The organism is Streptomyces nanhaiensis (genome assembly GCF_046614825.1).
In the GTDB taxonomy this organism is placed as follows: Bacteria; Actinomycetota; Actinomycetes; order Streptomycetales; family Streptomycetaceae; genus Streptomyces; species Streptomyces radiopugnans.
On the sequence record NZ_JBKJFM010000008.1, the window covers coordinates 55,958 to 74,597 of the forward strand.

Consider the following 18,640-nt stretch of genomic DNA (forward strand, 5'->3'; position numbering starts at 1 on the left):
TCCACTCGACCCGGGGAAGCACCATGCAGTCATCGCCCGCTCCGGACGCGGTCGTCGAGGCCCGCGGGCTCACCAAGCGGTACCGCGGCGGACAGCTCGCCGTGGACGGCCTCGACCTGGCGGTGCCGCGCGGCAGCGTCTTCGGTTTCCTGGGGCCCAACGGCTCGGGCAAGACGACCACGATCCGGATGCTGCTCGGGCTGATCGGGCCCAGCGGCGGCAGCGCGCGGCTGCTGGGCGAGCCGATGCCGGACGCCGCCCGGCGGGTGCTGCCGCGGGTGGGCGCGCTGATCGAGGGCCCGGCGCCGTACGGCTTCCTCTCCGGCCGCGACAATCTGCTGCGCCTGGACGCGGCCGACCCGACCGCCGATCCCCGCACCCGTGCCGCCCGGGTGGGGGAGGCGCTGGAGCGGGTGGGGCTCACGGCCGCCGCCCGGAAGAAGGCGCGGGCGTACTCGCTGGGCATGAAGCAGCGCCTCGGTCTGGCGGCGGCGCTGCTGCGGCCGCGTGAGCTGCTGGTGCTGGACGAGCCGACCAACGGGCTGGACCCCCAGGGCATGCGCGAGATCCGGTCCCTCGTGCGGGAACTCGCCGGTGACGGCACCACGGTCTTCCTCTCCTCACATCTGCTGGACGAGATCGAACAGGTCTGTACGCATGCGGCGGTCATGGCCCGGGGGCGGCTGCTGACGCAGGGGCCGGTGGCCGAACTGGCGGCCGGAGCCCGGGGCCGCCTGGCGGTCACCACCCCGGACACCGCGGACGCCGCACGGGTCCTGAAGGAGTACGGCGTGACCGATCCGACCGTCATCGGCGACCGCGTCACCGGTGAAATTCCGCCCGCCGACCCGCCCGACCCGGCCGAGGTCAACGCGGCCCTGGTGCGGGCCGGGGTCCGGGTGAGGGCCTTCGGCACCGAGCGCGCCTCACTGGAGGACGCCTTCGTGGCGCTGACCGGGGAGGGTTTCGATGTCGCGGGCTGAGCTGCCGCAGGACGAGCGGACGGAACGTGCGGGGCACCGGGAGCACCCTGACCGCCCAGGGCCTCCGGGCCGTCCGGAGCGCGATGCGGCGCGCTGTGAACCTGAACCTGAACCGGACCGGAACCGAGGACCGGAGGGGACCGGGCACCCCGGCCCGCTGTGGACACTGGGCCTGTTCCGCAGCGAGCTGACCGTCACCTTCCGCCGCTGGCGCACCCTGGCGCTGCTCGCCGTGCTGGCGGCCGTCCCGCTGCTGGTCGGGATCGCCGTGAGGATCGAGACAGGGGACGACGGCTCGGCAGGCGGTGGTGGCGGTGGTGGCGGTGAGGGACCCCCGTTCATCGGCCAGGTGACCAACAACGGACTGTTCCTGGTCTTCACCGCACTCGCGGCGACCCTTCCCTTCTTCCTCCCCATGGCGGTCGGGGTCGTCGCGGGCGACTCGATCGCGGGCGAGGCGGGCGCGGGAACCCTGCGCTATCTGCTGGTCGCCCCGGCCGGCCGCACGCGGCTGCTGCTCGCCAAGTTCACCGCCGTCCTGGTCTTCTGCCTGGCGGCGACCCTGACCGTGGCTGTCTCCGCGCTGGCCACCGGAGCCCTGCTCTTCCCCCTGGGCGAGGTGACCCTGCTGTCCGGGACCACGGTCTCCCTCGCCGACGGGATGCTGCGAGCGATGGCCATAGCGGTCGCCGTCGCCGTCTCACTGGTCGGTCTGGCGGCGCTGGGTCTGTTCGTCTCGACCCTGACCAACAGCGGCATCGCCGCCATGGCCACCACCGTCGGCCTGTTGATCACCGTGCAGATCCTCGGCGCGATCCCGCATCTGGACGCGATCCACCCGTACCTCTTCCCTCATCACTGGATGTCCTTCGCCGACCTTCTGCGCGACCCCGTCTACTGGGACGACCTGCTCGACAACCTCCGCCTCCAGGGGCTGTACGCGGCCGTCTTCGGCTCCGCCGCGTGGGCCCGCTTCACCGGCCGGGACATCACGGTCTGAGCGGTGCCCCGGCCGGCGGCCGGATCTCCTCATGCCACGCAGAACTCGTTGCCCTCGGGATCGGCCATCACCGTCCACTCACCGCCCGGTTCCCTCACCTGCCGTATGACCGTCGCACCCAGGCCCTCCAGCCGGGCGACGGTCTCCTCGCGCCGCCCGGGGCCGGAATGGACGTCGATGTGCAGGCGGTTCTTGACCGTCTTCGGCTCCGGGACGCGCTGGAAGAGCAGGCGCCGTCCCAGCCCCGCACCGCTGTCGGGGTCGGCCGGGTCCTGAGGATGGCGTACCGCCGCCAGGTCGCGCCAGGCACGGCGGCCGTGGTGCTCGACCAGGATGTCCTCGCCCACGGCGCCGAATCCGAGCAGGCGCTCGATCAGTGGGCTGTTGTCCTCCACCCGGTAACCCAGGGCCGCGGCCCAGAAATCGGCCTGCCGGTGCGGGTCCGCGCAGTCGATCACCAGCTTCCAGCCCAGCACCTCCTGAGCCCCGTCCGCTGCACCCGCCCCGTCCGATGTATCCGTCATCGCCCCGTCTCCCGTTCGCCGGACTTCCCTCTGGCCTGTAACCAGTTATATTGGTTACGTGACGGAGTCCGCAACAGGTCTGGTGCTGCACTCACCCGAAGGGGTGCCCTACCGCTTCGATCCGGGATCCCTGTGCCTCGAGCTGCTGCCGACGGGCGGACCCGGGAGGTACGCGCGCCACGAGGTGCTGCACGAGCCGGCGAACCTCGTGGTCTGGGCCGCCCGCTCCCGGCTGCGCCCCGCGCCCTCCATCGAGGTGACGGAGGCGGAGCTGGCCGCGGCCAAGGAGCTGCGCGCCGCGCTGTGGCGGATGGCGGTCGACCGGGCGCACGGCCGCGCCCCGCGCCCGCAGGACGTTGCGGTGGTCAACGAGAGCGCGTCCCGCCCTCCGCTGCCGGTTCGGTTGCGGCAGGACGGCGGGCGGGGCTGGGTCAGGGAGTGGGGGCCGGGCGCGACCGGTACGCATCTGCTCTCGACCGTCGCGCGCGACGCCGTCGACCTGTTCGGCGGCCCGTACGCCCACCGGGTACGGGAGTGCGCGTCGGACGACTGCTTTCTGGTCTTCGCGGACACCTCGCGCCCCGGCCGCCGCCGCTGGTGCTCGATGGAGCGCTGCGGCAACCGCCACAAGGTCCGGGCGCTGCGCGCCCGCCGCGAGGAGGGGGAGGCGGCCGGGGGCTCCCCGGACTCTGAGTCCGGGGAGCCCGGGAGGTGAGGGGGAGCGGACGGGTCAGAAGGTGAGCCGCCAGCTGTCGATGTAGCCGGAGTCGGAGCGGTAGACGTCCTGGACGCGCAGTTTCCAGGTGCCGTTGGCCGCCTCGGAGGAGGCGTTGACGGTGTAGGTGGTGGTCACGTCGTCGCCCGAGTCCCAGGAGCTGTTCTTCAGCCGGTAGCTGCTGCCGTCGGGGGCCACCAGGTCTATGACGAGGTCACCGCGGTAGGTGTGCTTGATGTCGACGCCGACTTCGAGGTCGCCCGGGGCGTTGCCGGAGAGGCCGGTGACGGAGACCGGGGACTCCACCGTGCCCGGGTCGGGGATCTGGTGGTCGTCCGTGTTCTCGAAGACGCCACCGTCCGGCGGCGGCGGGGTGGCGGTGCCCGAGCTCAGCGTCCACACCGCGTGGGCGGCGGCGTCGCTGTTGCGGTCCAGGGCGGTGTCGTTGATGTTGGAGGTGGTGTCGCAGGAGGAGTGGTAGCAGCGGTCGAAGGCCTGCCCCGCGGTGCCGCCCCACTTCTGCGCCTGGGCGCTGGTCTTGACGCGTCCGGCACCGGTGAACAGCCCGCCGACGGGGACGCCCGCGCTCTTGAACGGGGCGTGGTCGGACCGTCCGTCGCCCTCCGTCTCGATCTCGGTCGGGACGCCCCTGGCGGCGAACCAGTCCTTGAAGACCTTCTCGATGGCCGGATCGTCGTCGTAGACGAAGTAACCGGCGTTCGGCGAGCCGATCATGTCGAAGTTGAGGTAGCCGTCGATCTTCGACCGCTCCGTGGCGGGGAGGCTGTTGACGTAGTGCTTCGAGCCCACCAGTCCCAGTTCCTCGGCTCCCCACCAGGCGAACCGCAGGTGCTTGTCGGGCCGGTACCCGGCACGGGCCACGGCCAGGGCGGTCTCCAGGACGGCGGCGGAGCCGGAGCCGTTGTCGTTGATGCCGGCACCGCTGCTGACCGAGTCCAGGTGCGCCCCGGACATGAGGACGGCGCCGCTGTCGCCGCCGGGCCAGTCGGCGATCAGGTTGTAGCCGGTGGTCCCGTTGTAGGTGAACTGCTGGAGGGTGGTGGTGTAGCCGGCGGCGTCCAGCTTGCCCTTGACGTAGTCGATCGACGCCCGGTAGCCGGGGCGGCCGTGGGCGCGGTTGCCGCCGTTGGCGTTCGCGATCGCCTGGAACTGCGAGAGGTGCGCCTTGACGTTGCTGAGCGGGATGTCCGGTGCCGCCGCGGCCGAGGCTGCACCGGCCGCGGCCGGCGCGGTCGTCGCGGTGAGCAGCCCGGCGGCGAGCGCACCGGCGAGTCCGGCTCCGAGAACGGCGCGGTGGAGTGGGGATCTTCGGGGAAGCCGTCGTCCAGCGCGAGTGGGCATCATGCCTCCTGTGGGGGTTGACGTGGGCATGATGCTGATGTGGCGCCGGTGCGCCGTCAAGGGCGGAATTCGGACATAAGTGTTCGCATATCGGACAGTTGCGTGCTGACGTGCGGTCGGTCGGCGGCGCGCTGCGGAATGGCTGATTCCGCCCGTTCCCCCTTCGGAGGCCCCGTGAAGGTTCTCAGAAGGGGGAGCGGCCTGAACCGGCCGCGGCAGGTCTCCGGGGATCAGCCCTTCGCGGCGTCCGACGGCGTACCGGCCACCGCCGGGCGGTCCGTCCGGCGGCCGGGTTCCCCGGCCTCCCCGGTCTCGGAGCCCCCGGCCTCCCCGGCCTCCCCGGCCTCCCCGATCTCCGAGCCCCCGGCCTCCCCGTCGCCCGTCCGCGATGCCCGTGCGGCCGCCGCCGCGGCCGCCGCCCGCAGCCGTGCCCGCGAGCGGCGAGCGGTGCGCAGGGCGTCCCAGGTGAGCAGGCACAGCGCGGCCCAGACGAGCAGGAAGCCGGCCCAGCGCTCGGGCGGCATCTCCTCGTCGAAGGCCAGCAGGCCCAGCAGGAACATCGAGGCGGGTGCCAGGTACTGCAGCAGGCCGATCGTGGACAGCGGCAGCCGTACGGCCGCCCCGCCGAAGAAGATCAGCGGCAGCGCGGTCGCCAGCCCGGCGAGGGAGAGCAGCAGCGCGTGCCCGACGCCCTCGGTGGCGAAGGTGGCTTCGCCCCGCGAGCCCAGGAAGACCAGGAAGGCGGCCGCGGGCAGGAACTGCACGGCCGTCTCGGCCCCGAAGCTCGCCACCCCGTCCAGCCGGACGCCCTTCTTGATCAGGCCGTAGAGCGCGAAGGTGACGGCCAGGACGAGTGAGAGCCAGGGCAGCCGGCCGTATGCGACGGTCATCACCCCCACCGCCAGCGCCCCGATGCCGACGGCCACCCACTGGGCGGGCCGCAGCCGCTCACGCAGCAGCAGAACGCCGAAGGCGATGGATATCAGCGGGTTGATGAAGTAGCCGAGCGACGCCTCGATGACCTTCCCGGTCCCCACGGCCCAGATGAACAGGCCCCAGTTGACCGAGATCAACCCTGCCGCCAGGACTATCAGCCCGAGCCTGCGGGGATCGCGCAGCAGCGGGCGCACCCACGCCCAGCGGCGCAGCGCGGCCAGGATGACCAGCGCGGTGGGCAGCGACCACAGCATCCGGTGGGCCAGGACCTCGGTGGCGCCGGCGGGCTCCAGCAGCGCCCAGTACAGGGGGAGCAGACCCCACATCCCGTAGGCGGCGAAGCCGAACAACAATCCCGTGCGCTGCTCGCCCTGCGACTCCAACGTTCCTCCTCCGGGGGCGGCCGGTCCGACCGGACCGGCCTGTCTGGCCGACCTCAAGACGGTAGCGCCGTACGTCCCTGCTGTCATTCCCGTTCCGGCATACGGTGCTTACGTATCGTGCTCCACCCCGCACACTCGGCGCGCTCCGGCCGGACCCCGCCGCGGGAACGGCCGAGGGGCCGGTCCCGCCAGGCGGGACCGGCCCCTCGCGCGGGCGGACGTGCTTGTCAGCCCACGACCGTCCAGGTGTCGTTGCCGGACAGGAGTGCGCCGAGGTCGCCCTTGCCGTTCTGCACGACGGCCTTCTCCAGCTGCTCGGCCATCAGGCTGTCGTAGACCGGGCGGCGTACGTCGCGCAGGACGCCGATGGGGGTGTGGTGCAGGGTGTCGGCGTCGGCGAGCCGGGAGAGGGCGAAGGCGGTCGTCGGGGAGGCGGCGTGGGCGTCGTGGACCAGGACGCCGTCGGTGCCCTCCACCGTGACGTCGATCACCTTCAGGTCCCCGGTGGCCTGGTCGCGGACCACGCCCTTGGAACCCAGGCCGTCGCCTCCCCGCTCCGCCCCGAACGGCGCGCCGAAGCGGATCGGCTGCCCGTGCTCCAGCCGGATCACGGCCTCCAGCGCCTGCTCCTTGTCCTTCAGAACCTCGAAGGCGCCGTCGTTGAAGATGTTGCAGTTCTGGTAGATCTCCACCAGGGCGGTGCCCGGGTGATCGGCGGCCGCCCGCAGCACGCTCGTCAGGTGCTTGCGGTCGGAGTCGACGGTGCGGGCCACGAAGGAGGCCTCCGCGCCGATCGCCAGCGACACCGGGTTGAAGGGCGCGTCCAGCGAGCCCATCGGCGTCGACTTGGTGATCTTGCCCACCTCGGAGGTGGGGGAGTACTGGCCCTTGGTGAGCCCGTAGATCCGGTTGTTGAACAGCAGGATCTTCAGGTTCACGTTCCGGCGGAGCGCGTGGATGAGGTGGTTGCCGCCGATGGACAGCGCGTCGCCGTCACCGGTGACCACCCAGACCGACAGGTCCGGCCGGGAGGAGGCCAGCCCGGTGGCGATGGCCGGGGCGCGGCCGTGGATGGAGTGCATCCCGTAGGTGTTCATGTAGTACGGGAAGCGGGAGGAGCAGCCGATGCCGGAGACGAAGACGATGTTCTCCTTCGCCAGCCCGAGCTCCGGCATGAAGCCCTGGACGGCGGCCAGGACGGCGTAGTCACCGCAGCCGGGGCACCAGCGGACCTCCTGGTCGGACTTGAAGTCCTTCATGGTCTGCTTGCCGTCGGCCTTGGGGACCAGGGAGAGCGCCTCGAAGGTGGGCGCCTCCGTCGTGGTCTCAGCCATCGATGGCCTCCTTCAGAACGGTGGCGAGTTGCTCGGCCTTGAACGGCAGGCCGCGGACCTGCGTGAACGACTGGGCGTCGACCAGGTACTTCGCCCGCAGCAGGGTGGCCAGCTGCCCGAGGTTCATCTCGGGGACGATCACCTTGTCGTAGCGCTTCAGCACCTCGCCGAGATTCCCCGGGAAGGGGTTGATGTGGCGCAGGTGGGTCTGGGCGACCCTCTCGCCTGTGGCGCGCAGGCGGCGCACCGCGGCGGTGATCGGCCCGTATGTCGAGCCCCAGCCCAGCACCAGCACCCTCGCGTCGCCGGTGGGGTCGTCGACGGCGGCGTCCGGCACCTCTATGCCGTCGACCTTGGCCTGGCGGGTGCGGACCATGAAGTCGTGGTTGGCCGGGTCGTAGGAGATGTTGCCCGTGCCGTCCTGCTTCTCGATGCCGCCGATGCGGTGCTCCAGACCCGGAGTGCCCGGCACGGCCCAGGGGCGGGCCAGGGTCTGCGGGTCACGCTTGTACGGCCAGAAGACCTCGGTGCCGTCCTCGGTGGTGTGGTTCGGCCCGGTCGCGAACTGCACCCGCAGGTCGGGCAGCTCGTCGGGCTCCGGGATCCGCCACGGCTCGGAGCCGTTGGCCAGGTAGCCGTCGCTCAGCAGGAAGACCGGGGTGCGGTACGTCAGTGCGATCCTGGCCGCGTCCAGCGCCGCGTCGAAGCAGTCGCCGGGGGTGGCCGGGGCGACGATCGGCACCGGGGCCTCGCCGTTGCGCCCGTACATCGCCTGGAGCAGATCGGCCTGCTCGGTCTTGGTCGGCAGGCCCGTGGAGGGGCCGCCGCGCTGGATGTCCACGATCAGCAGCGGCAGCTCCAGGGAGACCGCGAGCCCGATCGTCTCGGACTTCAGCGCGACACCGGGGCCGGAGGTGGTGGTCACGGCCAGCGCACCGCCGAAGGCGGCGCCCAGCGCGGCGCCGATGCCCGCGATCTCGTCCTCGGCCTGGAAGGTGCGCACGCCGAAGTTCTTGTGGCGGCTCAGCTCGTGGAGGATGTCCGAGGCCGGGGTGATCGGGTACGAGCCCAGGTACAGCGGAAGGTCCGCCTGCTGAGACGCGGCGATCAGTCCGTAGGACAGCGCCAGGTTGCCGGAGATGTTGCGGTAGGTGCCCGGCGGGAAGGCGGCCGACGCCGGGGCGACCTCGTAGGAGACGGCGAAGTCCTCGGTGGTCTCGCCGAAGTTCCACCCCGCCCGGAAGGCGGTCACGTTCGCCTCGGCCACCTGCGGCTTCTTGGCGAACTTCCTGCGCAGGAAGGATTCGGTGCCCTCGGTGGGCCGGTGGTACATCCAGCTCAGCAGGCCCAGCGCGAACATGTTCTTCGCCCGCTCGGCGTCCCGGCGGGCCAGACCGGAGTCCTTCAGCGCCTCGATCGTCAGCGTCGTCAGCGGGACCGGGTGGACGCGGTACGCCTCCAGGGAGCCGTCCTCCAGCGGGCTGGCGGCGTAGCCGACCTTGGCCATCGCGCGCTTGGTGAACTCGTCGGTGTTGACGATGATCTCCGCGCCCCGCGGCAGGTCGCCGATGTTCGCCTTCAGCGCGGCCGGGTTCATCGCCACCAGGACGTTGGGCGCGTCACCGGGGGTGAGGATGTCGTGGTCGGCGAAGTGGAGCTGGAAGGACGACACGCCCGGCAGCGTCCCGGCGGGCGCCCGGATCTCGGCCGGGAAGTTGGGCAGCGTGGAGAGGTCGTTGCCGAACGACGCCGTCTCCGAGGTGAACCGGTCACCCGTCAGCTGCATACCGTCGCCGGAGTCGCCGGCGAAACGGATGATGACCCGCTCCAGTCGCCGGACCTCCTTGGCCGGTGAGCCGGGCGAGCGCTGCTGATCGGCTGGGCTACTGACCTGGCTGGTCACTGGACTGGGACCTCCCTTGAGGCGGCGGCTCGTCAGCCATCGTACGTGGGTAAGGGTGACCTTCCTGCGGTCGGTCACATGCTGGACGCTCGGATGAGACGACACTCGGGGGCGTGCGCATATTCCGGCGGTGCTCTGGAGCCCCTCTGGAGCCCCGGCACGGTTGTGCCTTCCGTCGGCGGTCCTCTCGCCGGCCTGCTGCCCACCGGCCCGGGACCGCCACCGGACTACGACTTCAGATACGTCAGCACGGCCAGCACCCGGCGGTGGTCCTCACCGCCCGGCGCCAGGCCCAGTTTGAGGAAGATGTTGCCGACGTGCTTCTCCACCGCCCCGTCGCTGACCACGAGCTGCCGGGCGATCGCGGAGTTCGTACGGCCCTCGGCCATCAGCTCCAGCACCTCGCGCTCGCGCGGCGTGAGCCCCGCCAGCACGTCCTGCCTGCGGCTGCGGCCCAGCAGCTGCGCGACGACCTCCGGGTCGAGCGCCGTGCCGCCGCGGGCCACCCGGACCACCGCGTCCGCGAACTCGCGGACATCGGCGACCCGGTCCTTGAGCAGATAGCCCACACCCCGGCCGGAGCCCGCCAGCAGCTCGGTGGCGTACTGCTCCTCCACGTACTGCGACAGCACCAGCACCGCCAGGCCCGGATGGCGGGCGCGCAGCCGGACGGCCGCCCGCAGCCCCTCGTCGGTGTGCGACGGCGGCATCCGCACGTCCGCCACCACCACGTCCGGCGGCTCGCCCGCGTCGGCCAGCTCGCCGACGACCTTCACCAGCGCCTCGCCGTCGCCCACGCCCGCGACGACCTCGTGGCCGCGGTCGTCCAGCAGGCGCGTCAGGCCCTCCCGGAGCAGCACCGAGTCCTCGGCGATGACCACCCGCACCCTGTCCTGCGCTTCATCCACGGTTCTCCGCTCCCCCGTCGTCCGAGTCCTGTGCACAGCATCCCAGGACCGGGACCCGGCGGTGCGGGGGCTGTGGAAAACCGGGGTCAGCCGCCGGCCGGATCGCGCCAGGGCAGCTCGGCGGTGACGGTGGTGGGCCCGCCGTCGGGGGAGTCCACCAGCAGGAGGCCGTCGACGGAGCCCAGGCGCTCGGTGAGGCCGGCCAGGCCGGTGCCGCGATCGGCTCGGGCCCCGCCGCGGCCGTCGTCGGCGACCCGGATGAGGAGGCGGTCGCCGGAGCGCCACAGGTCGACCGAGGCCCCGGTGGCGCCGCTGTGCTTGCCGACGTTCTGGAGGAGTTCGGAGACGGTGAAGTAGGCGATGCCCTCGATGGCGGGCGCGGGGCGGGCGGGGATGTCCACGGAGACGGTCACGGGGACGGTGCAGCGGGCGGCGACGTCGGACAGCGCGGGGTCCAGGCCGCGGTCGGTGAGGATGGCGGGGTGGATGCCGCGGGCGAGGTCGCGGAGCTCGGCGAGGGCGAGTTTCACCTCGCCGTGGGCCTCGTCGACCATCCTGGCGGCGGCCTGCGGATCCTCCAGCAGCTTCTCCCTGGCCAGTCCGAGGCCCATGGCCAGGGAGACCAGGCGGGCCTGCGCACCGTCGTGGAGGTCGCGCTCGATACGGCGCAGATCGGCGAAGGCGGTGTCGGCCACCGCCCGCCGGCCCGACTCCAGCTCCGCGATGCGCCGCTCCAGCTCGTCCGAGGGCGACAGCAGCGAACGCACCATCACCCGGTCCACGTGGGTCAGCCCGCGCGCCAGCCACGGCAGGGCGGGCCAGGCGACGAAGAGCGAGGCGAGGCAGACGGTGAAGGTGGCGATGCCCCAGGGCAGGCGGACGAAGGAGTAGAGCGCGTGCCGCCAGCCGACCGGGTCCTTCAGGCTCGTCCACAGCCAGGGGAAGAAACCGCCGTGCACCCGGTGCCGGATCGGCGTCGGCTCCTCGACCCGCACCCCGAGCAGCAGCCGTGCCCGGGCCCGTTCCGCCCTGCCGAACAGGCGGCAGCCCACCAGACCCAGGGCCAGCACCGGCAGCCCCACGACCGTGACCGACAGCAGCAGGCCGGAGTAGACCCACACGGAGACGTAGAGGAAGCCCACGATGTCCATCGGCAGGTTGAGCAGGAGATGCGCGATCTCCTTCCAGGTCCGCGCGCCGAGCGGGGCCCGAGGCGGGGGCAGCCGGCCTTCCTCGCCGGTCCGTGCGGCCTCGGCGGCCCCGCCGGTCCGTGCGGCCCCGGCTGCCTGCGGGGCGTGACGGGCGACCGGCACATCCGGTGTGACCGATGTCTCCGGGGCGTCCGCCGCCTCCGCGGCGGCAGGGGCGGGCGTGCCGTACGGGGCGTGCGGGCCGTCGGGCGCGGCGCGGCCGGAGGTCGGGGGGCTCGCGGTCATGGGCACAAGACTGCCGGGCGCCAGGGGCGCGCCGCCATGGGGTCCGTGGGCGGGACGCGGTGGGGTTAACCCCACCGCCGGGCGGGGTGGCGGCCGTGGCCGGGCGCGGGTGTGGTGGAGGCCCGCTTCCGTGCGCGGGCCCAGGGCCTAGACTCCCCTTCCGAACGGAGCGTCGTGACCGATGCGAACACCACACAGCGAGGGGCGGACGTGCCGGACTACTTCCACGGCTACGCGGTCGTCGGGCTGGTCGCGGTCGTCGGGGTGCTCTTCGTGGCGGCGGCCTTCGGCGCCGGGCGGCTGCTGCGGCCCGTGGTGCCGACACCGGAGAAGCTGCTGACCTACGAGTGCGGGGTGGACCCCGTCGGCGAGGGCTGGGCGCACACCCAGATCCGCTACTACGTGTACGCCTTCCTCTACGTCGTCTTCGCCGTCGACTCGATCTTCCTCTTCCCCTGGGCGACGGTCTTCGCCGAGCCGGGTTTCGGCGGAGTGACACTGGTGGAGATGTTCGTCTTCCTCGGCTTCCTGGCCGTGGGACTGCTCTACGCCTGGAAGAAGGGCGTTCTGGCATGGACATGAATTCCCGGTCCCCCCGGACCCCCGAGACCCCCGGTCCCCCCGTCCCCGCCGGCCCGCCGGAGCCCCGCCGCCTGGGAGGGCTGGCCCGGCTCGCCCCCGAGCCGATGAAGGTGGTCCTCAACTGGGGCCGCCGCTACAGCCTGTGGGTCTTCAACTTCGGGCTGGCCTGCTGCGCGATCGAGTTCATCGCCGCGTCGATGTCCCGTCACGACTTCATCCGCCTCGGCGTCATCCCCTTCGCGCCGGGGCCGCGCCAGGCCGACCTGATGGTCGTCTCGGGCACGGTCACCGACAAGATGGCCCCGGCGATCAGGCGGCTGTACGAGCAGATGCCCGAACCGAAGTACGTGATCTCCTTCGGCGCCTGCTCCAACTGCGGCGGCCCGTACTGGGACTCGTACTCCGTCACCAAGGGCGTGGACCAGATCATCCCGGTCGACGTCTACGTGCCCGGCTGCCCGCCCCGGCCCGAGGCGCTGCTCCAGGGCATCCTCAAACTCCAGGAGAAGATCGCCGGCGAGTCGACGGCCGAGCGCTACGGGAACGCCTCCGGGCCCGCGCCGGCCGGGCCGTCCGCCCCGGCCGGCCCTGCCGCGCGGCCGGGGCCCTCGGCAGCGGCCCTGACCAGCGGCCTGGTCGCACCACCCCCGCCCCCGCCTCCTGGCCCTGCACCGGGGGAGGGGCGCGCATGAACGGGCAGAACCCACCGGACCCGCGGCCGTCCGCCGCCGGATGGCTGCCCCGGCCCGCCGAGGAGGTCTTCGGCGAGGGCGCGAGCGCGGCCGAGGCGTACGGGCTGCTGACCGCCGACGTGCCGGCCGCCCGCTGGACCGAGGCGCTGACCATCGCGCGCGACGAGCTGGGCTGCACGTTCTTCGACTGGCTGAGCGCCGTGGACGAGCCGGGCGAGGGATTCCGCGTCTGCGCGCACCTGGCCGCGCTGGGCACACCGGTCCGGCGGCTGCTGCTGCGGACGACCGTGCCGCACGGGAATCCCGAACTGCCCACCGCCACCGGCGTGTACGCAGGGGCCGCCTGGCACGAGCGGGAGACGCACGAGATGTTCGGCGTCTCCTTCGCCGGCCACCCGAACCCGGCCCCGCTGCTGCTGCCCGACGGTTTCGAGGGGCATCCGCTGCGCAAGGACTTCGTGCTGGCGGCCCGTGTCGCCAAGGCGTGGCCCGGTGCCAAGGAGCCCGGTGAGCCCGCGGAGGGTGGTCCGAGGCGGCGGCAGACGCTGCCTCCCGGCGTGCCCGACCCGAACGAGTGGGGTCCGCTGAAGGGGCAGCTCCCCGCGCCCGCCGCCCGCCCGGCACGCGGCCGGGCGGCGGGTGCCGCGGGGGAGCGGCCCCCGCGGCGCACCCGCAGCGCGAGCGCCGGCTCCGCGAGCCAGCGCGCCGCCAAAGCGGCCTCCGAGGAGGCCGCCGCGCCGCGCCGTTCCCGCAGCGCGTCGGAGGGCTCGGCCAGTCAGCGGGCCGCCGCGGAGCCGGGACGGCGCAGCACGGACGCACCCTGGCTCAAGCCGGTGGAGCCGTCCGGCGAGACCTCGTCCGAGGCCGCCCGCCGTGTCCACGCGGCGGACGAGCGGACGGAGGTCCCGCTCGACGAGGGCGGCGGCGCCTCGGCGGCGAACGCCCCGGAGGGCGACGCCCCGGAACCGGAACGCGAGGCCACGCGGGAGCCCGGCCCCGGCGGCACCAACGGCGGTGACGACGGCACCGGCAGCGGTGATGGCGGTGCCGGTGACAGCGGTGCCGGGGACGGAACGACGGGAGGCGGCACCTGATGGACGTGCTCGACGTCGCCTGGCGGCTGCTGGCCGTCCTGCTCGCCTTCCTCGTCCTGCCCCTGGTGGTGGGCCAGGCCGAGCACAAGGTGATGGCCCACATGCAGGGCCGCGTCGGCCCGATGTACGCGGGAGGCTTCCACGGCTGGGCCCAGCTCGTCGCCGACGGCGTGAAGTTCGCGCAGAAGGAGGACGTCGTACCGGCCGACGCCGACCGCCGCGTCTTCCAGCTCGCGCCGGCCGTCGCCCTGATCCCCTACCTCCTCGTGCTGATCGCCATCCCGGTCGGCCCGGACGGCATGGTCGGCCAGGCGATCGACGCGGGGATCTTCTTCGTGCTCGCCGTGATGGGCGTCGGCGTGCTCGGCTCCCTGATGGGCGGCTGGGCCTCGGCCAACAAGTTCTCCCTCCTGGGGGGCCTGCGCACCGCCGCCCAGCTCATGGCGTACGAGCTGCCGCTGCTGCTCGCCGCCGCCTCCGTCGCCATGGCCGCCGGGACGCTCTCGCTGCCCGGCATCCTGGAGGCGTTCGAGTGGTGGTGGGTGCCGTGGCAGGCCATCGGCGCCCTGGTCTTCTTCACCGCCGGGCTCGCCGAACTCCAGCGCCCGCCCTTCGACGCCCCCATCGCCGACTCCGAGATCATCTTCGGCGCGTACACCGAGTACACGGGTCTGCGCTTCGCGCTCTTCCTGCTCGCCGAGTACGCGGGCATCGTCGTGCTGTGCGCCCTGACCACGGTGCTGTTCCTGGGCGGCTGGCACGGGCCGTTCGCCGCCGACCTCGGCTGGCTGTGGACACTGCTGAAGACCTCCGTCCTCGCCTTCGTCGTCATCTGGCTGCGGGTGAGCTACCCCCGGCTGCGCGAGGACCAGCTCCAGAGGCTCGCCTGGACCGTGCTCGTCCCCCTGGCCCTCTTCCAGATCGCGCTCACCGGCGTCGTCAAGGTGGTGATCCAGTAATGGCCGTTCCCGGCAGCGGCCTGGCCAAGGGCCTGGCCGTCACCCTCCGCACCATGACCCGGCGCTCGGTCACCGCGCACTACCCGGACGTCCAACCCGAGCTGCCCGCCCGCAGCCGCGGGGTGATCGGGCTGTTCGAGGAGAACTGCACGGTGTGCATGCTGTGCGCCCGCGAGTGCCCCGACTGGTGCATCTACATCGACTCCCACAAGGAGACGGTGCCGCCCGCCGCTCCGGGAGGGCGCGAGCGCAGCCGCAACGTCCTGGACCGCTTCGCCATCGACTTCTCCCTGTGCATGTACTGCGGTATCTGCATCGAGGTCTGTCCCTTCGACGCGCTCTTCTGGTCACCGGAGTTCGAGTACGCCGAGACGGACATCCGCGATCTCGTCCACGAGCGGGACCGGCTGCGCGAGTGGATGTGGACCGTGCCCGCCCCGCCGCCGCTCGACCCGGCCGCGGAGGAGCCCAAGGAGATCGCCGCAGCCCGCAAGACCGCCGAGAAGCAGCTCGCCGCCGAAGCCCGCGGCCGTGAGACCGGGCAGCAAGAGACCGGTCGGCGCGAGGCCGGGCGGCACGGGACCGGGCAGCCGGGGACACCGCAGCGGGACGGTGACGCGTGAGCGCCACCGTGGACCTCGCCGCCTCGGCCGCCTCGGCCGCCGAGGCCGCCTCCGGCACCCCCGGCTTCCTGTCGCCCACCGGCGTCGAGATCCTCTTCCTGCTCGTCGGCCTCCTCACCCTCGGCGCCGCGATCACCGCCGTCACCACCCGGCAACTGGTGCACGCCGCCCTGTGGCTGGTGGTGGCACTCGGCGGGATCGCCGTCGAGTACCTGCTGCTGTCCGCCGAGTTCATCGCCTGGGTGCAGGTCCTGATCTACGTCGGGGCCGTCGTCGTCCTCCTCCTGTTCGGACTGATGCTCACCAGGGCGCCCATCGGCCGCTCGCCGGACGCCGACTCCGGCAACCGCCCCGTCGCCCTCGCGGTCGCCGTCACCGCCGCGGCCGTCCTGGTCACCGTCGTGGTGGACGCCTTCCGCACCACCTGGATCGACCTGGAGGACGGCGCACCGCAGGGCACCACCGACGTCACCGGCAGGATCCTCTTCCAGCACTGGGTGCTCCCCTTCGAGGCCCTCTCCGTCCTGCTGCTCGCGGCCCTCGTCGGCGCGATCGTCCTCTCCCGCCGCGGGAACGGACGGAACGGGACCGGCGGCGGCCACGGCGACGGCGGGAGCGGGAACGGAACCCCGGCCGCGGGCGGGGGAGAGCGCTGATGCATCTCGCCTACCCCGCCGTCCTGGCGGTCCTCCTCTTCTGCACCGGTCTGTACGGCGTCCTCGCCCGGCGCAACGCGATCCTCGTCCTGATGTCGGTCGAGCTGATGCTCAACGCCGTCAACCTCAACCTCGTCGCCTTCGACGTCTGGCTCCGCGACACCCTCCACGCGGGCCAGGCCCTCACCCTCTTCACCATCACCATCGCCGCCGCCGAGATCGGCATCGGCCTCGCCATCGTGCTGCTCGTCCACCGCAACCGGGGCACCTCCCACATCGACCGGCTCCGCGACCTCGCCGAAACCGACCGGACCGCTACCGACAGTGACAGTGACGAGGCCACTGTGGCAGACGCCACCGACAATCCCGCCGGCAGCTCTGCGGGCGACCACGCCGGAAGACCCACCGACACGCGCCTGACCAGGGGAGAGGCCACCGCGTGAGCACCACGACCCTCGCCGTCCTCGTCCCGCTGCTGCCCTTCCTCGGCGCTCTCGCCGGGCTCCTCCTCGGCCGCCGCGCCCCCGCCTACGTCCGCCCCCTGGCCGTCCTGCCCACCCTCACCTCCGCCGCCCTCGCCACGGCCGTCGCCGTACGCCAGGGCGGGGAGGGCGCACTGACCGGTGCGACCCTGCTGACCCCCACCGGCAACGACGCCCTCCCCGTCGAGCTCGCCTTCCACCTCGACGGCTTCGCCGTCCTCGTGGCCGTCCTGGTCGCCGCCGTCGCCTCCTGTGTGCAGATCTACTCCACCGGCTACCTCCGCGACGACCCGCGCTACCCCTCCTACGCGGCGCTGGTCTCCCTGTTCACGGCCGCGATGCTGCTGGTCGTCTACAGCGACGACCTGATCGTGCTGCTGGTCGGCTGGGAGGTCATGGGCATCTGCTCGTACTTCCTGGTCGGCCACTACTGGGAGACGGCCGCCGCGCGCTCCGCCTCCCTCAAGGCGTTCCTCGTCACCAAACTCGGCGACGTTCCGTTCATCATCGGAATCCTGGCGCTGGCCTCCGAGGCCGGCACCTTCCGGATCAGCACCATCGTGACCCGGCTGACCTCTCCGCTGTCCGGCTTCGAGCTGGAGCACCCCACCGTCATCGCGCTGCTGCTGCTCGCGGGCGTCGCGGGCAAGTCCGCCCAGTTCCCGCTGCACACCTGGCTGCCGGACGCGATGGCGGGCCCGACGCCGGTCTCCGCGCTGATCCACGCCGCCACCATGGTCGCGGCCGGCGTCTACTTCGTCGCGCGGCTGCTGCCCGTCTTCACGTCCTCCGCCGCCGCGCTCGCCGTCCTGGCCGCGATGGCGGCGGTCACCATGGTCGGCTCGGCGCTCGCCGCCCTCGCCCAGGACGACATCAAGCGGGTCCTGGCCTACTCCACCGTCGGCCAGCTCGGCTACATGACCGGCGCCCTGGCGGTCGCCGACCGCGGCGCGGCCGTCTTCCACCTCATCTCCCACGGAGTGTTCAAGGCACTGCTCTTCCTCGCGGCGGGTGTGCTCATCCACGCGGCCGGCACCAACTCCCTGGCCGCGATGTCCCGCACCGGCGGTCTGGCCGGGCGGGCGCCGGACGCCTACTGGACGATGACCGTCGCCCTGCTGGCTCTGGCCGCCGTGCCTCCCTTCGCCGGCTTCTTCTCCAAGGAGGCCGTGCTCGCCGCCGCCGAGCACGCCGCCCTCGACCCCGCAGGCGGGGCCGCCCACGCGGTTCCGTCCGCCGTGGGCTGGACGGTCCTGCTCGCCGGGCTGCTGACCGCCGCGCTCACCGCCGCGTACGCCACCAGGCTGTGGCTGCTGGCCTTCCACGGCCGCGGCTTCGCCGCGTCCGCCGAGAACACCGCGTCCGCCGAGAACACCGCGTCCGCCGAGAACACCGCGTCCGGTGGGGGCACCGCGTCCGGCCGCGCCAGGCAGCCGGCGGTCATGAACGCGGTGCTGTGGGCGCTGGCCGGGCCGACCATCGCCGTCGGGCTGCTCCACGGCGCCCTGCCCGACTGGTTCGACGGCCGCTCCCTCGCCCCCACCCTCACCACCTCCGTGCTGGGCACCGGCCTGGCCGCCGTCGGCATCGTGGTGATGTACGCGGCCTGGCGGCACAGCACCGCCACCGCCGCCGCCCGCGCCCCGCTCGGTGCCGTCGCCGCCCATCCGGAGGCCGAGCCGGCGGTCTCCGAGGCCGAGGCCATCGCCACCCACCGGGCGGTCTACGGCGACATCGCCGCCGCCGACGACCCGGCCGACCCCGGCCGGCTCCTCCTCGGCCCGCTGCACCGCCACGCCGCCCGCGGCTTCCACCTCGACGCCCTCTACGCGGCCGTCGCCGTACGCCCGGTCCTGGCCGCGGCACGGCTGGTGCGGTTCCTCGACCGCGAGGTCGTCGACACCTACGTGCGCGGCGCCGGCGGCACCGTCCGCCTGCTGGGCGCGGCCGTGCGCCGCGCCCAGACCGGCAACGTGCAGACCTACCTCGGTCTCCTGCTCGCCGGCTCCCTCGTCCTGGCCGTGGCCGCCGCCCTCGTCGCCGCCGGAGCGTGACCAGTGATCCCCCT

Annotated in this window: 18 protein-coding genes; 11 read left to right on the plus strand and 7 right to left on the minus strand. The window is 72.9% G+C overall.

All coding sequences use genetic code 11. From position 1 onward, the window contains the following. Positions 1-23: 23 nt before the first annotated feature. Entirely contained in the window at positions 24-983 is a 960-nt protein-coding gene (locus ACLIYP_RS04605; RefSeq protein ID WP_412711849.1) for an ABC transporter ATP-binding protein, read from the plus strand. Next, a complete protein-coding gene (locus ACLIYP_RS04610; RefSeq protein ID WP_412711850.1) occupies positions 970-1,983 on the plus strand; it encodes an ABC transporter permease in 1,014 nt (337 codons plus the stop codon). Before ACLIYP_RS04605 ends, ACLIYP_RS04610 begins: the two co-directional genes overlap by 14 nt. A 29-nt stretch (positions 1,984-2,012) precedes the next feature. Here ACLIYP_RS04610 and ACLIYP_RS04615 read toward each other — a convergent pair whose 3' ends face one another. Continuing rightward, positions 2,013-2,507: a VOC family protein gene (locus ACLIYP_RS04615; RefSeq protein WP_412711851.1), complete on the minus strand. Its 495-nt coding sequence runs from the start codon at positions 2,505-2,507 to the stop codon at positions 2,013-2,015. A 58-nt stretch (positions 2,508-2,565) separates the two neighbouring features. On the opposite strand from ACLIYP_RS04615, the gene ACLIYP_RS04620 reads away from it, so the two are divergent. Next, the gene (locus ACLIYP_RS04620) at positions 2,566-3,222 is read left to right on the plus strand and encodes a CGNR zinc finger domain-containing protein (protein ID WP_412711852.1); all 657 of its coding nucleotides are present in this window, start codon (positions 2,566-2,568) and stop codon (positions 3,220-3,222) included. A 15-nt stretch (positions 3,223-3,237) separates the two neighbouring features. Here ACLIYP_RS04620 and ACLIYP_RS04625 read toward each other — a convergent pair whose 3' ends face one another. From ACLIYP_RS04625 to ACLIYP_RS04650, 6 genes are all read right to left on the minus strand, one after another. Beyond that, on the minus strand, positions 3,238-4,584 hold the full coding sequence (locus ACLIYP_RS04625) for a M28 family metallopeptidase (protein ID WP_412711853.1): 1,347 nt from the start codon (positions 4,582-4,584) through the stop codon (positions 3,238-3,240). Between the two features lie 230 nt (positions 4,585-4,814). Continuing rightward, the gene (gene rarD / locus ACLIYP_RS04630) at positions 4,815-5,903 is read right to left on the minus strand and encodes an EamA family transporter RarD (RefSeq protein WP_412711854.1); all 1,089 of its coding nucleotides are present in this window, start codon (positions 5,901-5,903) and stop codon (positions 4,815-4,817) included. A 227-nt stretch (positions 5,904-6,130) separates the two neighbouring features. Beyond that, positions 6,131-7,237: a 2-oxoacid:ferredoxin oxidoreductase subunit beta gene (locus ACLIYP_RS04635; protein WP_412711855.1), complete on the minus strand. Its 1,107-nt coding sequence runs from the start codon at positions 7,235-7,237 to the stop codon at positions 6,131-6,133. Next, complete coding sequence (locus tag ACLIYP_RS04640; protein ID WP_412711856.1) at positions 7,230-9,140, minus strand: 2-oxoacid:acceptor oxidoreductase subunit alpha; 1,911 nt, start codon at positions 9,138-9,140, stop codon at positions 7,230-7,232. Before ACLIYP_RS04640 ends, ACLIYP_RS04635 begins: the two co-directional genes overlap by 8 nt. 227 nt (positions 9,141-9,367) lie before the next feature. Beyond that, a complete protein-coding gene (locus tag ACLIYP_RS04645; protein ID WP_412711877.1) occupies positions 9,368-10,021 on the minus strand; it encodes a LuxR C-terminal-related transcriptional regulator in 654 nt (217 codons plus the stop codon). A gap of 113 nt (positions 10,022-10,134) precedes the next feature. Then, positions 10,135-11,484: a sensor histidine kinase gene (locus tag ACLIYP_RS04650; protein WP_412711857.1), complete on the minus strand. Its 1,350-nt coding sequence runs from the start codon at positions 11,482-11,484 to the stop codon at positions 10,135-10,137. 174 nt (positions 11,485-11,658) lie between these two features. Here ACLIYP_RS04650 and ACLIYP_RS04655 point away from each other — a divergent pair, with 174 nt between their 5' ends. The 8 genes from ACLIYP_RS04655 to ACLIYP_RS04690 are packed head-to-tail and all read left to right on the plus strand — an operon-like array spanning position 11,659 to position 18,626. Further along, the gene (locus ACLIYP_RS04655; protein WP_412711858.1) at positions 11,659-12,066 is read left to right on the plus strand and encodes an NADH-quinone oxidoreductase subunit A; all 408 of its coding nucleotides are present in this window, start codon (positions 11,659-11,661) and stop codon (positions 12,064-12,066) included. Further along, a complete protein-coding gene (locus tag ACLIYP_RS04660) occupies positions 12,057-12,758 on the plus strand; it encodes an NADH-quinone oxidoreductase subunit B (protein WP_412711859.1) in 702 nt (233 codons plus the stop codon). The genes ACLIYP_RS04655 and ACLIYP_RS04660 overlap by 10 nt, the downstream gene beginning before the upstream one ends. After that, positions 12,755-13,852: an NADH-quinone oxidoreductase subunit C gene (locus tag ACLIYP_RS04665; protein ID WP_412711860.1), complete on the plus strand. Its 1,098-nt coding sequence runs from the start codon at positions 12,755-12,757 to the stop codon at positions 13,850-13,852. Before ACLIYP_RS04660 ends, ACLIYP_RS04665 begins: the two co-directional genes overlap by 4 nt. Then, positions 13,849-14,811: a complex I subunit 1/NuoH family protein gene (locus ACLIYP_RS04670; RefSeq protein WP_412711878.1), complete on the plus strand. Its 963-nt coding sequence runs from the start codon at positions 13,849-13,851 to the stop codon at positions 14,809-14,811. The genes ACLIYP_RS04665 and ACLIYP_RS04670 overlap by 4 nt, the downstream gene beginning before the upstream one ends. After that, positions 14,811-15,434 (plus strand): NuoI/complex I 23 kDa subunit family protein, encoded by a 624-nt coding sequence (locus tag ACLIYP_RS04675; RefSeq protein WP_412711861.1) that lies wholly within the window; start codon positions 14,811-14,813, stop codon positions 15,432-15,434. Before ACLIYP_RS04670 ends, ACLIYP_RS04675 begins: the two co-directional genes overlap by 1 nt. Continuing rightward, positions 15,431-16,090 (plus strand): NADH-quinone oxidoreductase subunit J family protein, encoded by a 660-nt coding sequence (locus ACLIYP_RS04680; RefSeq protein WP_412711862.1) that lies wholly within the window; start codon positions 15,431-15,433, stop codon positions 16,088-16,090. The genes ACLIYP_RS04675 and ACLIYP_RS04680 overlap by 4 nt, the downstream gene beginning before the upstream one ends. Further along, entirely contained in the window at positions 16,090-16,533 is a 444-nt protein-coding gene (gene nuoK, locus ACLIYP_RS04685; RefSeq protein ID WP_412711863.1) for an NADH-quinone oxidoreductase subunit NuoK, read from the plus strand. The genes ACLIYP_RS04680 and nuoK overlap by 1 nt, the downstream gene beginning before the upstream one ends. Beyond that, the gene (locus ACLIYP_RS04690; protein ID WP_412711864.1) at positions 16,530-18,626 is read left to right on the plus strand and encodes an NADH-quinone oxidoreductase subunit 5 family protein; all 2,097 of its coding nucleotides are present in this window, start codon (positions 16,530-16,532) and stop codon (positions 18,624-18,626) included. Before nuoK ends, ACLIYP_RS04690 begins: the two co-directional genes overlap by 4 nt. Positions 18,627-18,640 lie beyond the last annotated feature (14 nt).